This window comes from Kosakonia arachidis (assembly GCF_900116535.1).
GTDB lineage: Bacteria > Pseudomonadota > Gammaproteobacteria > Enterobacterales > Enterobacteriaceae > Kosakonia > Kosakonia arachidis.
Window position 1 is genome coordinate 468824 of record NZ_FPAU01000004.1, and the last position, 21087, is coordinate 489910.

At 52.2% G+C, this 21087-nt stretch carries 17 protein-coding genes; 14 read left to right on the top strand and 3 right to left on the bottom strand.

Annotation, left to right across the window (positions count from 1 at the left end; translation table 11 throughout):
- On the top strand, positions 1-105 hold a 105-nt coding region (locus BM427_RS17165), incomplete at its 5' end, for a flagellin (protein ID WP_254779586.1).
- Between the two features lie 183 nt (positions 106-288).
- Entirely contained in the window at positions 289-3939 is a 3651-nt protein-coding gene (locus tag BM427_RS17170) for a glycosyltransferase (RefSeq protein ID WP_090123554.1), read from the top strand.
- A 67-nt stretch (positions 3940-4006) separates the two neighbouring features.
- On the opposite strand, the gene BM427_RS17175 is transcribed toward BM427_RS17170, so the two are convergent.
- The gene (locus BM427_RS17175) at positions 4007-7567 is read right to left on the bottom strand and encodes a glycosyltransferase (RefSeq protein ID WP_167518500.1); all 3561 of its coding nucleotides are present in this window, start codon (positions 7565-7567) and stop codon (positions 4007-4009) included.
- Between the two features lie 243 nt (positions 7568-7810).
- On the opposite strand from BM427_RS17175, the gene BM427_RS17180 reads away from it, so the two are divergent.
- The 10 genes from BM427_RS17180 (at position 7811) to sdiA (ending at position 17835) form a co-directional block, all read left to right on the top strand.
- Entirely contained in the window at positions 7811-8965 is a 1155-nt protein-coding gene (locus tag BM427_RS17180; RefSeq protein WP_090123557.1) for a DegT/DnrJ/EryC1/StrS family aminotransferase, read from the top strand.
- Positions 8962-10128 (top strand): ATP-grasp domain-containing protein, encoded by a 1167-nt coding sequence (locus tag BM427_RS17185; RefSeq protein ID WP_090123559.1) that lies wholly within the window; start codon positions 8962-8964, stop codon positions 10126-10128. Before BM427_RS17180 ends, BM427_RS17185 begins: the two co-directional genes overlap by 4 nt.
- 10 nt (positions 10129-10138) lie before the next feature.
- Positions 10139-11248 (top strand): Gfo/Idh/MocA family protein, encoded by a 1110-nt coding sequence (locus BM427_RS17190; protein ID WP_090123560.1) that lies wholly within the window; start codon positions 10139-10141, stop codon positions 11246-11248.
- Positions 11249-12069: 821 nt separating this feature from the next.
- A complete protein-coding gene (locus tag BM427_RS17195) occupies positions 12070-12789 on the top strand; it encodes an RNA polymerase sigma factor FliA (protein WP_007371523.1) in 720 nt (239 codons plus the stop codon).
- Positions 12790-12851: 62 nt separating this feature from the next.
- On the top strand, positions 12852-13403 hold the full coding sequence (gene fliZ, locus BM427_RS17200) for a flagella biosynthesis regulatory protein FliZ (protein ID WP_090123561.1): 552 nt from the start codon (positions 12852-12854) through the stop codon (positions 13401-13403).
- An 88-nt stretch (positions 13404-13491) separates the two neighbouring features.
- On the top strand, positions 13492-14292 hold the full coding sequence (gene tcyJ, locus BM427_RS17205; protein ID WP_090123563.1) for a cystine ABC transporter substrate-binding protein: 801 nt from the start codon (positions 13492-13494) through the stop codon (positions 14290-14292).
- A gap of 107 nt (positions 14293-14399) precedes the next feature.
- Entirely contained in the window at positions 14400-15386 is a 987-nt protein-coding gene (dcyD, locus tag BM427_RS17210; protein WP_090123564.1) for a D-cysteine desulfhydrase, read from the top strand.
- Positions 15387-15404: 18 nt separating this feature from the next.
- Complete coding sequence (gene tcyL, locus BM427_RS17215; RefSeq protein WP_090123566.1) at positions 15405-16073, top strand: cystine ABC transporter permease; 669 nt, start codon at positions 15405-15407, stop codon at positions 16071-16073.
- Positions 16070-16822 (top strand): L-cystine ABC transporter ATP-binding protein TcyN, encoded by a 753-nt coding sequence (gene tcyN / locus BM427_RS17220; protein WP_090123568.1) that lies wholly within the window; start codon positions 16070-16072, stop codon positions 16820-16822. Before tcyL ends, tcyN begins: the two co-directional genes overlap by 4 nt.
- Before the next feature lie 290 nt (positions 16823-17112).
- Complete coding sequence (gene sdiA, locus BM427_RS17225; RefSeq protein ID WP_090123569.1) at positions 17113-17835, top strand: quorum-sensing transcriptional regulator SdiA; 723 nt, start codon at positions 17113-17115, stop codon at positions 17833-17835.
- 61 nt (positions 17836-17896) lie between these two features.
- Here sdiA and BM427_RS17230 read toward each other — a convergent pair whose 3' ends face one another.
- A complete protein-coding gene (locus tag BM427_RS17230; protein ID WP_090123571.1) occupies positions 17897-18121 on the bottom strand; it encodes a DUF2594 family protein in 225 nt (74 codons plus the stop codon).
- A complete protein-coding gene (locus BM427_RS26575; RefSeq protein ID WP_482793371.1) occupies positions 18118-18285 on the bottom strand; it encodes a hypothetical protein in 168 nt (55 codons plus the stop codon). Before BM427_RS26575 ends, BM427_RS17230 begins: the two co-directional genes overlap by 4 nt.
- A 299-nt stretch (positions 18286-18584) precedes the next feature.
- Here BM427_RS26575 and uvrY point away from each other — a divergent pair, with 299 nt between their 5' ends.
- Positions 18585-19241, top strand: a complete 657-nt coding sequence (gene uvrY / locus BM427_RS17235; RefSeq protein ID WP_090123573.1) for a UvrY/SirA/GacA family response regulator transcription factor — start codon at positions 18585-18587, stop codon at positions 19239-19241.
- On the top strand, positions 19238-21070 hold the full coding sequence (gene uvrC / locus BM427_RS17240; RefSeq protein WP_090123575.1) for an excinuclease ABC subunit UvrC: 1833 nt from the start codon (positions 19238-19240) through the stop codon (positions 21068-21070). The genes uvrY and uvrC overlap by 4 nt, the downstream gene beginning before the upstream one ends.
- Positions 21071-21087 lie beyond the last annotated feature (17 nt).

The window sequence follows — 21087 nt, forward strand, 5'->3', positions numbered from 1 at the left end:
GAAGTATCGAACATGTCGCGCGCGCAGATCCTGCAGCAGGCGGGTTCTTCCGTACTGGCTCAGGCCAACCAGGTTCCGCAGACCATGCTGTCCCTGCTGCGTTAATTCGCAACGGATTAAAAAAGGCATCTTCGGATGCCTTTTTTTATGTCCAATCGTCAGATATAGCACCTTTTCTACTGACTGTTTTTCCTCTCAATCTTTTCTTACTCCCCCACAATATTGCATAACGACAGAAACGCCCTTTGATAGCCCCGGTCTACAGGTCCGGCGTGCTGAGGATGAGAGATGCGAAGCATATTAATCAGCGTTGATAAATTTGATGCTTTTACGCCCCATACCAATGAATTGCTCGATATTGCCGATGTGCTGCTGGCACAGAACTGGCGGGTGGATGTCATCACCAGTGAAGCAGGAAAGGTACTGAGCGCGGAGATCGAGCGCCTGAAGGCGACAGGACGCTTTGCGCTGGTGACCGACAAGCAGGGTGAGCCGGACACACAATATGATGTTATCTGGATCTATCGCGGTTTCTTCAGCGAGAAACTACTCGATGCGATCGCCGCTGAACGTCTCAGCGGCGCGATGATTTTCCGCCATTTCAACGACTATAACGATCTCTACATTCCCTGGGGCGTGGCGCTGGAAAATCAGTTCGCAGCGCTGACGCTCGATCTCTCGCCGCGGACTTCCGCGCTTCTGCTGCAAACCGGAGTGGAAAGCACTCAACTTAAAAACCTGGGGTGGAAGGTTCCGGGGCGTTTCAGCCAGTATGTGCGCACCCGCGAATCGTCGATGCTGGCGCGTGCGGTCTATATTGCGCCGAAAATGTCGGCGGAGATGTATGAAGTGCAGCAGCGTGCGCTCGAAGCCGGCGTTCAGATAGACTGGCTGGATCTTAACCAGCAAGCGCAGCGCATCGATCCGGCCTGGCTTGAACACTATGACGTTGTGATCGGCAATGACGACAGCGTGGCAAAAGCGCTGACGCTGGGTATTCCGCTATTCCTGGTAAACGAGGGCTATGTTGAAGGCTATCTGAACGACGCTAACATTGCTCGTCATGAAGTTGAGCATTTCTGTGCGTTGTCGTTGCGCAACTGCCCGGATGCCGATGAGTGGGTTGAGATGCTACGAAGCGGCTTCGCCAGCGCACTGGCGTGGACTCAGGCACAGCGTGCGGATTTGGCAGCGAAATGGTCGCTGGAGACTGCGCTGGATGCCATCGTGAATGTGCCCCTGGTGGCGAAGACGCGCCAACTGGATGAAAAATCCCGCTATGCACTCAACTTTCACAGTAAAGCGGTTTTGGCACAGCAGCAAACCTCCGACTACTCCTTCAGCCGCTGGCTGGATGATCGCCAGATCAGCGAAGCGCGGCGGGAAGCATTGCTCACATTTGCCCGCGCGTATCCCGATAAAGCCAGCATTGGCGTGATTATCCTGGGTGACAATCAGGGCAGCGCGCGCACACGTGCATCGGTGGAAAGCCAGTCGCTGGCGGCTGTCAGTATTGATGTGATTGCCGAGGATGCCGCGTGGCCTGCGGCGGCAAATGCGCTGCTGAACGCGCGCAGTGCCGAAGCTATGTTGCTGATCCCCGCTGGTTTCACGCTGCGTGATGACGCGCTGCTACGTTTTGCAGAGCAACGTATGAACCAGCAGAATGCCGGGTTGTTTTACTGTGATGAGATGACGCGGGCAGAAAACGGCGAACCGTTATTGACACTGCGTCCGGGCGTCAATATCGATCTGTTGCGCGGTGTGCCTTATATCGGGCAGACGGTACTTTTTTCGCGGGAAAGGGCTTTGCAGGTTGGGGGATTCAGCGGTCATTATCCCCACGCGGCACATATCGATTTGCTGTGGCGCCTTGTCGAAGGGCAGGGCACAGGCGCAATGGGTCGTGTGGCGGAAGTGCTGGTGGAAAACCCGCATCCAGTAGCCCACTGGAGCGAGGCCGCAGACGTGGCGGCTGAATGCGAACAGGCGCTGCTGGCGCATCTGCAACGGTTGGGTATTAACGCCACGCTGGAAGAGGGATTAACGGAGAACATTAAACGTCTGCGTTACCAGTGGGAGGCGACACCGTTAGTGTCGATCATTATTCCGACCCGCGATCGTTTTGCGCTGCTTAAACGCTGCATTGAAAGTCTGATGGAAAAGACCCGCTATCAGCGCTATGAGTTGCTGATCGTTGATAACCAGTCGGTGGAGGAAGACGCCTGCCGTTTCCTCAACGATCTGGCGGAGTTGGGGCTCGATCAGGTGCGTATTATGCGTTATGACGCGCCCTTTAACTTCGCCGAAATTAATAATGCTGCCGCGCAACAAGCGCGTGGCGATGTGCTGGTGTTCCTCAATAATGACTGCGAAATCATCGACGGTAACTGGCTAGATGCACTGCTTGAACACACGTTGCGTCCGGAAGTAGGGCTAGTGGGCGCGCGGCTGGAGTATCAGGACGGCCGTATTCAACATGGCGGCTATTTAGTTGGCGTGCAGCACGGTGTTGATGTCGCCTTCGATGGTGCTGACGGGCAGAGCAATGGTTTCCAGTACTTTCTGAAAACGCCTCGTAATCTGGCCGCCGTGAGCGCCTCCTGCATGATGGTGCGTAAAGAGGTTTTCTTCTCCTTAAACGGCTTTACCCAGGAGCGTTATCCCCTCTATTTCGCCGATGTGGATCTGGGGTTGCGCGCCCAGCAGCAAGGATATCTCAATGTCTGGACGCCTTATGCCCGCGTGAAACATATGGGCGGCGCGACGCGTTTATTCGGCAACAAAATTGGCGTGCAGGAGCGCCCGTTGCTGCAGGACTATACGACGCTGCGCGGTGAGTGGCAGCAGGGATTACTGAATGAACCTTCGTACCATCCCCTGATGCAGAAGATGGGTACGGCCTTCACGTTGAGCGCAAGTATTGCGCGCTTGCATCAGCCGCTGCCAGGCCGCCCACTGCCAGTGGTGTTAGCCCACCACATCAACTGGGTCGGTGGCGGTCATCACCGGGTGATGCAACCATTCAAAGCGCTGGAGCGCCATCTTATGATCGAAGGCGGGCTGACAAACACCATTCCAGGCCTGATGGAAGCGGCGCAAATGCGGCCGGATGTGATTCTGCTTGAGCTGATCACCGGCAGCCGCTTCCCGGATATCATGAAGCAGCTACGCGATGTCAGTGGCGCGAAAATCGTACTGGAATATGATGATTACCTGCTTAACGTGCCGATGAAAAATGGTAACCGTCAGCACTTCCCACCACAGATGCTGAAAAACTTCCGCAAAGTGATGGACAGTGCCGACTGGGTAGTCGTTTCTACAGCGCAGCTGGCCGAAGCCTACAGCCGTTTCCACAGCGATATTCGCATTGCGCAAAACCGGTTGGCACCGAATCAGTGGGATCACCTACTCAGCGCCCGCGGAACCGGAAAAAAAGTGCGTGTCGGTTGGGCTGGAGGCAGTTCGCATACCGGCGATCTGGAGATCCTGTTGCCGCTGATCAAAGAGCTGGAAGGGCAGGTGGAGTGGGTGTTTATGGGCATGAAGCCACGCAACGTGCTTTGCGAATTCCACCCCGGCGTACCGTTTGAAATGTACCCGGAGAAACTGGCGAGTCTGAATCTGGATCTGGCGCTGGTGCCACTGGAAATCAACCAGTTTAACGAATGTAAGAGCAACCTGCGTTTGCTGGAGATTGGCACCTGCGGTGTGCCGATCATCGCCACCGACATTGATCCTTATCGCTGCAATCTGCCGGTGACGCTGGTGGCTAATCGCTTTAAAGACTGGATGAACGCAATTCAGGCATACATTCACGATCCGGCGCTGCGCGAGCGGCAGGGTGATGCGCTGCGTGCTGCTGTGCGCAGCGACTGGTATCTTCGTGATGCAGGGCTTGATGACTGGCGTCAGGGCTGGTTACCGGCCGACAAGTAGCTGGCAGTAAAAGAAAAGGCGCTGTAAAGCGCCTTTTTTGTTGCCATCTATTGTTGGGTGAGAAACATTAATCGGGTAACCAGAGTTGCGCCTGGCGCAGCAGGCTTTCGCCGTTCCACATACCGTTTTCAAGCACGTACAGGCGCAAATTATCGCCAAGTTGTGCCGCCGCAACCGCATCGAGCAGGTGGTTTTCAATGGCTTCGCGCCAGCTTTTCGCGCGATTTTCAACGCGCGTAACGCCATCAATGTCCTGTGTGCTGATGATATCGCTGCAAATCACCGGCACGCCGCAGGCACCATATTCGAGCAGACGCACCGGGCTAAGCGCACGGTTCCACGGGGTGTCAGCCAAGGGTTCCAGGGCGAGATCGAGATTGAGGCTGGCCAGTTTTTTCGCAAAATGTTGAGGGTGAACAGGCGCATGGAATTCGCTGACCCACTCCCGAAGGGAAGGGGGACAATAACCATAGAACACCCATTCAACCCGATCGGCTAATTGGCTGACTAACTTATGAATCAACTCCAGATCGCCGGTATTCGCCGCTGTTCCACACCAGCCGATGCGCGGCCTCTTCCCCACGCCACGCTGGCTGGATAATCCCGACCATTGTTGCGGCGAAAGTCGCGTCGGCATCACGCGGATGTCATTGTGCAACCCGGCGCACTGTTCGGCCAGTTCGTTGCTGGCGACGATCAAGCGATCCACATGCGCCACCGTACTGCGCAGCGCAGCGAAAATATCCTGCGGCAGATCGTTACGCTCGTCGGCATTGACCGGTAAACCCGGTAACCAGCAATCCAGATCGAAGATTTTGAACACTGATTCCGCCTGTGGCAGACGGCGCAACCACTCCTGCGCGCCGTCGCTGATTTGTCGATGGACGATCAGCGCATCCGGCGCAAAGCGACTGATATCGACATAGGTGCTGGCGTGATAATTAATTTGCCCTTCGACGACACCCGCATTATTGAGTAATGCGAGCGGTGCATCCAGGCGCAACCGGCTGCCGGGCAGGCTTTGCAACGGAAACGCGATCAAGCGTGGCAGCGGCTTCCAGTGCATCGGCTGCCAGCTTTTATTGCTACTGGCTTCAAACTGGAATCCCGCGCCATCCAGCGAGAGATTCGGATTATAGGCCGGATCGTTGGCGATGAGTGGCATCCATTTTGCGTACATGGTGTCCTGCTCAGCCATAAAGCGCTGGCGTTTTTTCTCCTGCACGGTTTTATCCACACTGTTCTGGCTCACGCTACCTTCATGCATAACCACGGCGTGTGGGGTCCATACAGTGAGGTAACCTGCTTCACGCACCTTCAGACACAGATCGACATCGTTATAGGAGACGGTGAAGTTCTCTTCGTCGAGCCCGCCGACCTGTTCGTAGACGGATTTGCGGATCAGCAAACATGCGGCGGTGACCACGTTGTAATTCTGGTCAGCCAGCAGACGATTCATGTAACCGGCGCGGTTGTTTTCGCTGCCGATAAAGGGGTGATCCGCCGGGCCTCGCAGCCCCAGCACCACGCCTGCATGCTGGACTTTGCCGTCGGGGTAGAGCAGCTTCGCGCCGGTGATGCCCACTTCCGGGCGTAACCCATGATTCAGCATATGATCCAGCCAGTTTTCGCTGATCACTGCCGTATCGTTATTCAGCAATACCAGGTATTCACCGCGCGCTTCCCGTGCGGCCATATTGTTGATAGCGGAATAGTTGAACGGATGCGGATAGCGCAACACGCGAATGCGATCAGGGTCGATAGTCGAGATCCCATTGAGCCACTGTAACGCTTCCGGCGTCTCACTGTTATTATCAACGATCAACAGTTCATAGTTCCGGTAGCGCGTTTTCTCCAGCAGGCTGGTGACACAGGTGCTGAGAATAGTAAGCTGATCTTTGGTCGGGATGATAATCGACACCAACGGTTGTTCCTGATGATTGTAACGCAGGGCATACAGCCCAGGATGCGTTGCCACCACCGTACCCTGTGCATAGCCGCGATTGTGCAGATGTCGTGTCAAAATCGCCTGTTCTTCCGGTTGGCTGGTCTGCACTGGCGGATGACCAATCACAAACGGCTCCGGCAGGTGTCCGGCAAAGCCCATCCCTTTTTGTTCAATCAGACGAACAATAAACTCAAATTGCCAGGCCTGCGGATAAGCCGGGCTAAATCCGCCCGCAGCAAGAAGCGTTGCGCTGCGGAAAATCCAGTGGCGGGCCATCTCTGCCGGGTAGCTGAGCAGTAAATCGAGGTTGAAATCCGGACGCATCGCAGTGGTGACGATCTCGCCATTCTGTGCGTAGAACTCATCGCCATAAATTGCATCGCAGCCGGAGGCACCATCCAGCGCCAGATCGAACATCAGCATGCCGCTTTCAAGCAGCACTTCCCCCGCGTCAAGGAACATCACCCAGTCAGACGGCTGGCTGGCGATGTACTGATTGAGGATATCTATCTGATTATCTTGCCGGGCGATAAGTATCTGCGCAGGGAGATCGGCACGCTGATCCGTGATGACCACCGGGTTCAGTGTCAGCCCAAACCCAGCGTAGCGTTGCAGGCTTTGCAGCGTCGCCGCGACAGCATCAGGATGATGCCCGTACTGCGAGATAAAAATGGTTAACGTTTGCTGCGTGTTGCGTGTTTGCTGGAAAGTTTCCACCAGCGGCAGGAACTGCGGTGGCAGACGGCGTTCGTCGAGCCATTTGTTGATCTTGTTGCTGTAGAACCGACGCACGGAGATTTGTAGGGAGTTATGCAACGCACGCAGCAGATTTTCCGTCTGGAAACGCTGCTCGCCGTGCATCAGCGCGACTTTGACCTTTTCATTCTCTTCTTTATTACCGCTGTACCAGCCCAGTTCTCTAACAATTTGCGGCATGCGGGTATAGGTTCGGTTAATGACGTCGCCATATTTCCCGGTATGCACAAGCTGACTACTCTGATTCTCGGAGACGCGAAAAGCCGAGAGCGTTTCAGCGACAAAAGCCAGATTGCCGAGGCGCAATAACTTCAGATACAGCGTCATATCGGTCAGGAAATAGAGGTTCTCACCAAGTAGGGTAAAGAGATCGTCCCCAAAGGCGATCAGATCTTCGCGATAACACAGCACGGAGCTCGGCTCACCAATAAAGTTCACCGGATGATCGGCGAAAAACTTTACTACGTCCGGGCCATCCATAATCACATCGGCAGTAAAAGGAAAGGCGGTCGCCGTAATATCGACCAACGGAGTGCCATTTTCATCAACGCGAACACGACGTGCGGAAGCCATGCTGTTGCCGGAGGAGGATTCCAGTGCTGCAACGAGCCGGGTGATAGCGTGTTCGAAAAGAATGTCATCATCGTAGAGAAACTTGATGTACTTACCACTGGCCTGACGCACACCGGCCAGCACATTGCCTTCTTCCCATAAACGGACGCTGTTTTTGGTGTAATAGATAGGCGTTTTAGTGGTTAATGCATAACGCTCGCAGGTGAGACGAATGGTGTCGTCGTTGCTGTCGTCATAAATAATGACTTCGCAGTTTGGCCAGCTCTGATTCAACGCACTGGCGAGCGTTGTTGCGAAGAATTCGGGCTTGTAAGTTGGGATGACGATACTCACCAAAGCGCATTCGTTCATTTTTTTTCCGTTATGCGGGCAGTAGTTTGAACGCATCAACACACGATGCGGCAACGAGGTAACGACGGCCTGGTTTCTCAGGCGTGAAATTTCACAGATTTTCTTTATCTCGGCCAATAATAGCAAAGTGAGGCAGGTGTCTTGCGGGTCTAATTGGCATGGGAAATGCCCCTTGTTTACCCAATAGATTCACTTTGGGGCCTGTAACATCAAAGTCATCTCTGGCTTGTTCAGGTTCATTTTATGGACAATAACATCTTTGTTACCAGCCCTCTGTTGCCGCCTCTGGAAGAGTTTATTCCCTATCTGGAAAAGATTTGGCAGAACCGCATCCTCACCAATGGCGGGACATTCCACCAGCAACTTGAAGACGCGCTGGCGGAATATCTGGGGGTGAAATATGTCTGTCTGTTCGCCAATGGAACACTGGCGTTGTTGACGGCACTCCAGGCGCTGCGTATTACGGGTGAGGTGATTACCACCCCTTATTCGTTTGTCGCTACCTCACATACCTTGCTGTGGAATGGCCTGACGCCAGTTTTTGCGGATATCGACCCGTTGACCTACAACATCAACCCGGAACGTGTTGAAGAGCTGATTACGCCGCAGACGACAGCGATCATGCCGGTGCACTGTTATGGCGTACCTTGTGACGTGGATAAGATCCAACAGGTAGCGGATGTTTACGGCTTAAAAGTGCTTTATGACGCTGCGCATGCATTCGGCGTGAAGAAAAACGGCGTCAGTATCCTGAATCACGGCGATCTTTCGGTACTCAGTTTCCATGCCACCAAAGTATTTAACACCTTCGAAGGCGGCGCGATTATCTGCCATGACGCGCGGACGAAGCAACGCATCGACTACCTGAAAAACTTTGGTTTTGCCGGTGAAACCCGCGTGGTTGCGCCCGGCATCAACGCCAAAATGAATGAAGTGGAAGCTGCATTCGGTCTGTTGCAGTTAAAACATATTGATCAGGCACTGGCTGAAAGGCAAGCGCTGTATCAGCATTATCTCAAGCTGCTGGATGGCGTTGCAGGACTGAGCCTGCTTGACGTACCCGATGATGTGAGCTGGAACCATGCGTATTGCCCGGTGTTGATTGAGCCTGAGTTTGGCATCAGCCGTAATGCGTTATATGACGCGATGAAAAGTGAAGGCATCTTAACCCGTCGCTACTTCTACCCTTTAATTAGCTCTTTCAGTATGTATCGCGGTTTTGCAACCTCGCAAAAAGAGCATTTACCCTGTGCGAACGAGATCGCCGAGAAAGTGCTATGTCTGCCGATCTACCCGGGGCTGGAGCGGGAAGATCAGCAGCGCATTGTCGATGTTATCCGCCGTATGGCGCGCTCTGTCGCAAACAATGTCGCCATGATTTCTGCGGGGGGGCTATGAGCCATCCAGCAACGGCAATGATCCTCGACGCCGGATTTGCGTCGCTGCCTTTGCAACAGGCTGTTAAAGCGGCGGGCTTTACGACGCTGGTGTGCAGCGGCAAAGCGCAGGATGCGGGAATGAAGTTCGCCGATATCGCGCATGTACAGAATTACGCTGACGCCGATGCAGTGCTGGCCGTGGCGCGCGAACAGAAGATTACGGCGATTTTGCCCGGTGTTACCGATGTCTCTTATCTGACCGGTAGCCGTGTGGCGGCCGAACTCGGACTGGCCGGTTTTGATACGCCGGACGTCAGTGACACGCTGTTTCTTAAAGATCGTTTCCGCGCCTGGGCAGAGCTGAAAGGCTATCCGATTCCGCGTGCGGTTAACGAACTGAAAGCGGCGTGTGATTTGCCTTTTCCGTTACTGGTTAAGCCCATTGATGCCTATAGCGGGATCGGTATTACGCTGGTGCGCGAGCCGGGCGCATTGCCGCAGGCGGTTGAACTGGCACGCGGCGCTTCCCGTAATGGCCACTGCGTCATCGAAACTTTCTGCGAAGGTGCGTTATACAGCCATTCGGCATTTATTCGCGGCGGTGAGATTGTCTGTGAATTTTTCGTCGATGAATATTGCACTGTTTATCCCTGGCAGGTGAACAGCAGTAGCCTGAGCCTGACGCTAGCTGAAGCGATGCGCGATCGCGTCAGCGAATGCATGCAGACGCTGGTGCGGGAACTGCAACTCGTTGATGGCTTACTGCATACCCAGTTTATCGCCAACGAGCATGATTTTTGGCTGATTGAGTTAACCCGGCGTTGCCCGGGCGATCTCTATTCGCGTCTGATTGAATTGTCTACCGGCGAAGCCTATTCCATCGGCTTTGTCGCACCCTTTATTGGCCGCGAATCCGCATTCAGCGCGCGTCGTCCCGCGCATCAGCGAGCCATCGCCCGGCATACTATTTCCAGCAATGCTGAAAGTCACTTTGTTGGTTATTGCTTTGCCCCGCTGGCGGCGCGAATTATTGAGACTATCCCGTTGAAGTTACCTGGTGATCCTCTGTTGCCCGCGCCGCGGGACAGGGCGGGGTTGGTTTTTGCCGAGTTTGAGAATTTCGCCGAACTCGCGCGATTGACACCACAGCTCAAAAACTATTTTTCTTTTAAAACGATTTAAGGACTGGATTATGGCCAAGCCTTTGCGCCTTGCATTCATCGGTGGCGGTATCAATTCCGCCATCGGCATGACACATAAAATCGCCAGCCAGATGGACGGGCACTTCCAGTTGACGGCGGGCTGTTTCAGCCGAGATGAAAGCATCAATCAGCAAACCGGAGCAGCCTGGGGGCTGGAGAAGCGCGCGATTTATCAGGATGCGCTCTTGATGCTGGAAAAAGAGCATCAGCGTCTTGATGCGGTGGCGGTGTTGACGCCGACGCCTGCGCACCGCGACATTTTACTGGCTTGCCTGGAGTACCCGTTGCCGATCATCTGCGAGAAGGCGATGGTGGCAACGGTAGGTGATGCGCAAGAGATTCAGCAGCGGGTTGATGAGGTTAACAGCCCGCTGTATGTGACGTTCAACTATACCGGTTATCCGATGGTACGCGAACTACGCCAGCGCCTGCTGAGCGGCGGGCTTGGGCGAGTTCAGCAGGTAATGGTCGAAATGCCGCAGGAAGGTTTTAGCCGCTGCCGTAATGATGGCAACGTGACCTTACCGCAACTCTGGCGTCGAGTGGACGGAGAAATCCCAACGGTATCGCTGGACCTCGGCGTTCATGTGCACCAGTTGGTGGAGTTTCTCACCGACAAACAGGCGTTGGATGTTTACGCCGTTAACAGCACATTTGCGCGAGTGCCGAACGTGGTGGACACCGTCAATATCGTCTCACGTTATACCGACGATATGGTGTGTAACTACTGGTACGGTAAAGCCGCGCTCGGTTTCCGCAACGGTTTGCGGATCCGCATTTATGGTACAGAAGGCAGCGCCGAATGGTTGCAGATGGAGCCGGAGTATCTGCGCATTGCTGATATTCATGGCAACGTGCGTATTGTCGATCGTACAGCGGGTGACAACACCATCGCCAATTTGGATCGTTACTGTCGCTTTAAAGCCGGTCATCCGGCAGGTTTTATTGAAGCTTTTGCCAACTACTACTGCGATATCGCTGCAGCTTTGCGTGGCGAAGCAAACAGCTATGCAATTGGTTCTGCCACCGCATTGCAGGGATTGTCATTCCTGGAAAGCGCGAACAGAAGTGCGATTGCGCAGCAAAAAATAGTGCTGTGATTGGCCTTTTAACGTCACCCTGAAATTGCTTTTGTTTATGTAAAATTGGCAAAAGTGATTTAGATATTATGAATGAAATAGAGTGAATGAGCGTCCGCGTACGGATGAAGACCTGCGGGTTATTTAGCACAATAAGCGGAGATATTTTTGTCCCGTAAAGCGAGACGGTTGCTTATGAAGCAATAACGGTGAAACCGTGTCCTGAAGGTTATACGGTTTATGTTCATAATATCATCAAGTTAGACCGCGTGACGCAAAGATATTTGCCTGAGAATTACATTCTGCTTGTTTGATATGTCTGCATCAAATTAGATGCGCGGGCAGGACAATTGGATAAAGTATTTTGCAGGTTGGATGCGAATTGATTGATAGAAATACCGTTACGCTTTATGACGGGGAATTATGCCAGAAAAACAAACTGCAGCCAATCTGATGAAGCATCGGTTGATTATTTTGTCGATGCTGGTGAGACGTTTCTGATGACACTAGAGAGCAATATGTTAAAAACACAGCGAAAATTTAGGTCATTAGGGCGTAGGCCAAGGATTTCGTCGGGTGTGCAAACTATCGGCGTAAATCACAAAAGTAAAAACCGAGCGCGATGTTTCAATTTATCTACAATATTTCAGATGATTATCGATTTTACCTGCGCGGACATCATCCGGCGCTGGCTTTCGAGCTAGTATTATATGCATTGCCGTCGAAACGTGTGGTGTTATAAAGGCAAATAACCCCCCATTTTACCCACTATTCATCCGATTAAAACCACTCCAGAATCGGATAATCATGCCGATAACTCAATTAACGCAGGGCTGTTTATCGTGAATTCACTCTATACCGCTGAAGGTGTAATGGATAAACACTCGCTGTGGCAGCGTTATGTACCTCTTGTGCGTCACGAAGCATTGCGCCTCCAGGTGCGATTGCCGGCGAGTGTGGAACTGGACGACCTGCTACAGGCGGGCGGTATCGGTCTACTGAATGCTGTAGACCGATACGACGCTCTGCAAGGAACGGCATTTACCACTTACGCAGTGCAGCGTATTCGTGGGGCGATGCTGGACGAATTGCGCAGCCGCGATTGGGTGCCGCGCAGCGTCCGGCGTAATGCCCGCGAAGTGGCGCAAGCCATGGGGCAACTGGAGCAAGAACTGGGGCGTAACGCGACGGAAACAGAAGTATCGCAACGCCTTGGGATTCCTGTTGAGGAATACCGTCAGATGCTGCTCGATACCAACAATAGCCAGCTTTTTTCCTATGATGAATGGCGGGAAGAGCACGGTGACAGTATCGAGCTGGTAACTGACGATCACCAACAGGAAAACCCGTTATTCCAGCTAATGGAAAGTAATTTGCGTCACCGGGTGATGGAAGCTATTGAATCTCTCCCGGAGCGTGAACAACTTGTCCTGACGCTGTACTACCAGGAAGAGCTTAATCTCAAAGAGATTGGCGCTGTTCTTGAAGTAGGAGAATCGCGGGTGAGCCAGCTCCATAGTCAGGCTATTAAGCGCTTACGTACCAAGCTGGGTAAGTTATAGGTTGGTGATCCTGCATCGCCCCTGGTAAATGCCGAACAACGCATTGACAACCAGGAGTTATCATGACGGTGCAGCAACCTAAAAGACGGCCTCTAAGCCGCTACCTTAAAGACTTTAAACACAGCCAGACGCATTGCGCTCATTGCCATAAGTTGCTCGACCGTATCACTCTGGTCCGTCGGGGCGAAATCGTAAACAAGATTGCGATTTCCCGGCTGGATATGCTGTTGGATGAAGCGGCCTGGCAACAAGAGCAAAAAGAGTGGGTTGCACTCTGTCGTTTCTGCGGGGATTTGCACTGCAAAGAGCAGAGCGATTTCTTCGATATCATCGGGTTCAAACAATATCTCTTCGAACAGACTGAGATGAGTCACGGTACGGTGCGCGAGTATGTTGTCCGTCTGCGCCGGCTTGGCAATCATCTGAGCGAGTTAAACATCTCCCGTGATTTGCTAAATGAAGGGTTCCTCGACGAAAACCTGGAGCCATGGTTGCCCACGACCAGCACTAATAACTATCGGATTGCTTTGCGCAAATATGCTCAGTTTAAGACGCAGATGCGTTTTACGCCGCTGCAAAAAATGGCCGTTGGCGCGAGATCTGATATATATTAAAAAAGAATAACATGTAGTGAGTCATTGCTTGTGATTACGTTTTTCCAGGCAATGCACTGCTACAGCCAATTCTTTTATCGGGGTAACTATGAAACTAGCACTTCTGGGACGTCGTGCGCTGATGGCCGTTATGGCCGTCACGCTGATGGCGGGGGTAAACGCAAAAACATTCGCCGCGGAAAACCTGCTGAATAAAGTCAAAGAGCGCGGCACGCTGTTAGTTGGTCTGGAAGGCACGTATCCGCCGTTCAGTTTCCAGGGCGATGATGGCAAGCTGACGGGTTTTGAAGTGGAGTTCGCCGATGCGTTAGCGAAGCATTTGGGGGTGAAAGCCGCCCTCAAGCCGACGAAATGGGACGGTATGCTGGCCTCGCTGGACTCGAAACGCATCGACGTGGTGATCAACCAGGTGACCATCTCCGATGAACGCAAGAAAAAATATGATTTTTCCACTCCCTATACCGTCTCCGGTATCCAGGCGCTGGTGAAAAAAGGCAATGAAGCTGGCATTAAAACTGCAGCCGATCTGAAAGGGAAAAAAGTCGGCGTTGGCTTGGGGACCAACTACGAAGAGTGGTTGCGCCAGAACGTCCAGGGCGTCGATATTCGCACCTATGACGATGATCCGACAAAATATCAGGATCTGCGCGTTGGCCGCATCGATGCGATTCTGGTAGATCGCCTTGCGGCACTGGATCTGGTGAAAAAAACCAAAGATACCCTGGCAGTAGCCGGTGATGCATTCTCACGTCAGGAATCCGGTGTGGCGCTGCGCAAGGGAAATGACGATCTGTTGCAGGCGATTGATGTGGCAATTGCTGATATGCAAAAAGATGGCACGATGAAAGCGCTATCGGAAAAATGGTTTGGAACAGATGTGACGAAGTGATCGTTCCTCGTTAAAAAAGGCGCTTAAAAAAGCGCCTTTTTTATTTCATCTCTGTAAATGTGCATAATAAAAACAATGCTCAACGTTATCCGGTCTTCGGAGGTTATATGTCTTTGCACAACCTGACCCGCTTTCCTCGTCTTGAATTTATTGGCGCACCGACGCCGCTGGAGTACCTGCCGCGCCTGTCTGATTACCTTGGGCGCGAGATTTTCATCAAACGCGATGATGTGACGCCGATTGCGATGGGCGGCAATAAGCTGCGCAAACTGGAGTTTCTTGCTGCTGATGCGCTACGAGAAGGTGCGGACACACTGATTACCGCAGGCGCGATTCAGTCTAACCATGTGCGTCAGACCGCTGCAGTGGCGGCGAAACTGGGTTTACACTGCGTTGCTCTGTTGGAAAATCCCATTGGTACGAAGGCAGAAAACTATCTCAGCAATGGCAACCGCTTGCTGCTGGATCTGTTCAATGCACAAGTTGAAATGTGCGATGCGTTAACCGATCCGGCTACGCAACTTGACGCGCTCGCTACGCGGGTCGAGGCGCAGGGGTTTCGCCCGTATGTGATTCCTGTCGGCGGTTCTAATGCGTTGGGTGCCATGGGCTACGTCGAAAGCGCGCTGGAAATTGCCCAACAGTGCGAAGGCGCAGTCGCGCTGTCGTCGGTGGTGGTCGCCTCCGGTAGTGCCGGAACCCATGCCGGACTTGCCGTTGGGCTGGAGCAGTTATTGCCGGACGTCGAGTTAATTGGCGTGACCGTTTCGCGCAGCGTGGCGGATCAAAAACCCAAAGTTGTGAGTTTGCAGCAGGCGATCGCTCACGATCTGGAGATAAGCGCTAAGGCCGATATTGTGCTTTGGGATGACTACTTTGCGCCGGGTTATGGCATGCCAAATGATGAAGGGATGGAAGCCGTGAAGCTGCTGGCGCGCCTGGAAGGGATTTTGCTCGACCCGGTCTATACCGGTAAGGCGATGGCGGGTTTACTCGATGGCATTGAGCAGAAACGTTTTAGAGACGATGGCCCGATCCTTTTCGTCCATACCGGCGGCGCGCCAGCGCTTTTCGCCTATCATCCGCATATCTGATACGCAGGTAGCATACTGATGCAAGAGAGTTTACAGCTCGTTATTGATTCAGCCCCTTATTTGCTCAAGGGGGCAGTATTCACTCTGCAATTGAGTATTGGCGGCATGTTTTTTGGTTTGCTGCTGGGCTTTGTGCTGGCGTTGATGCGGATGTCGCTGCTACTGCCGGTACGCTGGCTGGCGCGCTTTTATATCTCAATTTTTCGCGGTACGCCGCTGATCGCTCAGCTGTTTATGATCTATTACGGTCTGCCGCAGTTTGGCATAGAGCTGGATCCCATCCCTGCGGCGATGATTGGTCTTTCGCTTAACACGGCAGCGTATGCAGCGGAAACCTTGCGAGCAGCCATCTCTTCCATCGATAAGGGGCAATGGGAAGCGGCCGCAAGTATTGGCATGACGTCCTGGCAAACACTGCGCCGCGCGATTCTTCCACAGGCTGCACGCGTGGCGCTACCGCCGTTGAGTAATAGTTTTATCAGTCTGGTCAAAGATACTTCGCTGGCCGCAACTATTCAGGTGCCGGAACTGTTCCGCCAGGCGCAACTGATCACGTCACGCACGCTGGAAGTGTTCACTATGTATCTTGCAGCATCGCTAATCTACTGGGTCATGGCGACCGTGCTCTCTACGTTGCAGAACTATTTTGAAAACCAGCTTAACCGTCAGGAGCGTGATGCAAAATGAGTGCTATCGACGTTAAAAATCTGGTGAAAAAATTCCACGGTCAGACCGTCCTGCACGGTATCGATCTGGAGGTTCAGGAGGGGGAAGTGGTGGCGATTATCGGCCCTAGTGGGTCCGGTAAAACCACCTTACTGCGCAGTATTAATCTGCTGGAACAGCCGGAGAGTGGGACGATCCGGGTGGGGGCCATCACCATTGATACCTCACGATCGCCTGGCGAGCAGAAAAAGGCTATCCGCCAGTTGCGTCAGCATGTCGGATTTGTGTTCCAGAACTTCAATCTGTTTCCGCACCGTACGGTGCTGGAGAACATTATTGAAGGGCCGGTGATTGTGAAGGGTGAATCTAAACAAGAGGCCTGTGCGTTAGCGCGTCAGTTGCTGGAGAAAGTGGGGCTGAAGGGGAAAGAGACGAGCTTTCCACGTCGTTTATCCGGCGGTCAGCAGCAACGTGTCGCGATTGCCCGCGCATTGGCGATGCGTCCTGATGTTATCCTTTTTGACGAGCCAACCTCCGCGCTCGACCCCGAACTGGTTGGCGAAGTGCTGAATACCATTCGCCAGTTGGCGCAGGAGAAACGCACCATGGTGATTGTGACCCACGAGATGAGTTTTGCCCGCGATGTGGCGGACAGGGCGATCTTTATGGATCACGGGCGCATTGTGGAGCAAGGGCCGGCGAAGCTGCTGTTTTCCCAACCACAACAACCACGAACGCGGCAATTTCTGGAAAAATTCCTGATGCAATAAACATGGCGCGATTCCGCCTGCCTGTTTGCTGAATCGCGTTAATTTAACCTAAGCTAAATTTTTTTGTCGGAATTAATAGCACACCGAAGCTGCGGTTATTATTCGCGTATATTTTTGTAATTATCCAATAGCCACGCAGTTTTTTCCTGTGGGTTGGCAGTGTTAAATCCGTCAGCCTCTGCGACGTGTTCCCACATTAACCAATATTTTATATTCATAATTAAGTTTTATGTGTTAGCTTAATGCATACATAATAATGATTATTAAAAGCAGGGGTATTACCGGTCGGTATGCAGGATAAAGAATTTTTTACCTGGCGGCGCGAAATGATGTCGCGTTTCCAGGAGATGACAGCGGCTAAGGATGTTCATACAGAGTTACAGCGGCAAACACAGCTGCTGGAGTTTGATTACTTTGCACTTTGCATTCGCCACCCAGTGCCCTTTACGCGGCCCAGGATTAGCGTTGAAACGACGTATCCGCAGGCCTGGATGCAGCAATATCAGGCGGAGAATTTCTTTGCCATTGATCCCGTGCTTAAAGCCGAAAATTTCATTCAGGGACATTTGCCCTGGAATGACACGCTCTTCCAGGATGCGAGGGTCTTGTGGGATGCTGCGCGGGATCATGGCCTGCGAAAAGGGATCTCACAATGCCTGATGCTGCCTAATCATGCGTTGGGTTTTCTCTCGGTTTCGCGTAGCAGTCTGTCTGGCAAAATGCTGTCTGAAGATGAGATTGAACTGCGATTGCAGACGCTGGTGCAGCTCAGCCTGCTGGCGCTGACGCGGCTGGAGGATCAGATGGTGTTGACACCGGAGATGCGCTTCAGTAAGCGTGAACGTGAGATCCTGAAATGGACGGCGGAAGGCAAGACTTCGGCGGAAATCGCCATGATTTTGTCGATCTCTGAGAATACCGTCAATTTTCATCAGAAGAATATGCAGAAGAAATTCAATGCACCCAATAAAACGCAGATTGCTTGTTATGCTGCGGCGACCGGAATAATTTGATTATTCATTGAGACGGCTCAGAAATCAGCCGGCTGTCAGGTGACCAGACAGCCGGTTTTTATTACTGGCGGTAAGCTTGTTTAATTTGCTTAACAGTGCTGGAAAATACCGCTGCCTGAGCTTCATTTTCCATTTGTTTAATTTGCTTTTCCATTTTAATGATGACGCGGCCGGCATCTGCCTGACCCATTGCTTGCAGCATCAGCGTCAACAATGATTTCAGGCAAGAGACTTCCTGCGCCAGATCCTTTGCATTTTCAGCAGTGGAAAAATCAGGTGTGGTCAATTTATTTTCCTCGTTATGGAGCCGCGCCGTTGCGCGACGATCACCGTTAAAGCGGCGGAGTATACCACAACACGGCCAAAAGAATGCAGTGGTTGTTTTTTGATCGTTATTGTCCGGTTTGTTATATTAAACTTACTGAAATAAATATCAGAATTTTCTATTATCTAAGAATATATGTTTAAACAGCGTTTAAGCGTGGTTAATCGTTGTTACATATTGCTCAGATAATTCCTGAGAAAGTAAAAACTTTTTAGCAACGTTATGAAAAATGCAGTGTAGGCCTTCTTAAGCAACGCTTTGAGAACATGCAAACACTTTCCACATCTTGTACAACTTAATTTCCAGAAACGAGAACAAAATCGAAAAGTGCTGGTTATTTTACCTTTCATTATTGGGTGAAAACCCGTTAATATACGTTTAATTAGCTTTCAGCAGCGTTATCCCTCTTTTCGGAGATACTCCATTGATCAACGTACTACTTGTTGATGATCATGAACTGGTGCGCGCAGGGATACGACGCATTCTTGAAGACGTTAAAGGCATAAAAGTCACGGGCGAAGTCAACTGCGGTGAAGATGCCATCAAATGGTGTCGGGCCAATTCCGTGGATGTCGTCTTGATGGATATGAGTATGCCCGGAATCGGTGGCCTTGAAGCCACGCGTAAAATTGCGCGAGCTAACGTCGACACCAAAGTCATTATGCTTACCGTTCACACGGAAAATCCTCTGCCAGCGAAAGTCATGCAGGCAGGTGCATCCGGTTATCTGAGCAAAGGCGCCGCACCACAGGAAGTGGTGAATGCAATTCGCTCTGTGCATTCCGGACAGCGCTATATCGCCTCTGATATTGCTCAGCAAATGGCACTCAGCCAGATCGAACCTGAAAAAACAGACTCTCCGTTTGCCAGTTTGTCTGAACGAGAATTGCAGATTATGCTGATGATCACGAAAGGTCAGAAGGTGAATGAGATTTCTGAACAACTCCATCTGAGTCCTAAAACGGTGAATAGCTATCGCTACCGAATGTTCAGTAAATTGAACATTCACGGTGATGTTGAATTGACCCACCTCGCCATTCGCCATGGTCTGTGTAATGCGGAGACGTTGTTAAGTCAGTGACTGAAGTTTTCGATGCAAAAGCCTTCCTCAAAACGGTGACCAGCAAACCCGGCGTGTATCGCATGTATGACGCTGGTGGTACTGTTATCTATGTTGGTAAAGCGAAAGATCTTAAAAAACGCCTTTCCAGCTATTTCCGCAGCAATCTTGCCTCCCGAAAAACCGAAGCACTGGTCGCGCAAATCCAACAGATTGATGTGACGGTGACGCATACCGAAACTGAGGCGTTGCTGCTGGAGCATAACTACATCAAGCTTTACCAGCCTCGCTATAATGTCTTGTTGCGGGACGATAAATCCTACCCGTTTATTTTTCTCAGCGGTGATACGCACCCCCGACTGTCGATGCACCGCGGTGCGAAACATGCGAAAGGGGAATATTTCGGCCCATTTCCGAACGGCTATGCCGTGCGTGAGACACTGGCGCTACTGCAGAAAATATTCCCCGTCCGCCAGTGTGAGAATAGCGTTTATCGCAACCGCTCCCGCCCGTGCCTGCAATACCAGATTGGTCGCTGCCTTGGGCCGTGTGTCGCAGGCCTGGTCAGTGAAGAAGAGTATGCTCAGCAAGTTGAGTATGTTCGCTTGTTTCTTGCCGGAAAAGACGATCAGGTGCTGACGCAACTTATCGCCCGCATGGAGAAGGCTAGCCATGCACTGGAATTCGAGGAAGCCGCGCGCGTGCGCGACCAGATTCAGGCGGTACGGCGGGTCACGGAAAAACAGTTTGTCTCTAACACCGGCGACGATCTTGATGTTATCGGCGTAGCGTTTGATGCTGGCATGGCCTGCGTACATGTGCTGTTTATTCGCCAGGGGAAAGTACTTGGCAGCCGCAGTTATTTTCCCAAAGTGCCTGGTGGTACGGAGCTGGGTGAAGTGGTGGAAACGTTTGTCGGTCAGTTTTATTTGCAGGGCAGTCAGATGCGAACTCTGCCTGGCGAAATATTGCTGGATTTCAATCTCAGTGATAAAACGCTGTTGGCTGATTCACTCTCTGAGCTGGCTGGCCGCCGGGTTAATATACAGACTAAACCGCGCGGCGATCGCGCGCGTTATCTGAAGTTGGCGCGCACAAATGCTGCCACGGCGCTAAGCACCAGGCTTTCGCAACTATCGACCATTCACCAGCGTCTGGCCGCGCTGGCCAGCGTACTGCAACTGCCAGAAGTAAAACGCATGGAGTGCTTTGATATCAGCCATACAATGGGTGAACAAACAGTCGCATCATGTGTGGTTTTTGATACCAATGGGCCATTACGCGCTGAGTACCGCCGCTATAACATCACCGGCATTACTCCCGGTGATGACTACGCCGCAATGAATCAGGTCCTTCGTCGCCGTTATGGCAAAGCGATTGAGGAAAGCAAAATTCCTGACGTGATCCTTATTGACGGTGGCAAAGGGCAACTGGGTCAGGCGAAGGCGGTTTTTGCCGAGCTGGATGTTCCATGGGATAAGCACAAGCCGTTGCTGCTGGGGGTGGCGAAAGGCGCCGATCGCAAAGCCGGGCTTGAAACGCTATTCTTTGAGCCGGAAGGCGAGGGGTTTAGTCTACCACCGGACTCTCCGGCGCTGCATGTTATCCAGCATATTCGCGATGAATCGCACGATCATGCGATCAGCGGTCACCGGAAAAAACGTGCCAAAGTGAAGAGCACCAGTTCGCTGGAAACGATCGAAGGCGTGGGGCCAAAGCGTCGTCAAATGCTGTTGAAATATATGGGTGGATTGCAGGGATTACTCAATGCTAGTGTTGATGAAATATCAAAAGTGCCGGGGATCTCGCAAGGACTGGCAGAAAAGATCTTCTACTCGTTGAAACATTAGGGGCTCTGTAGCACCAT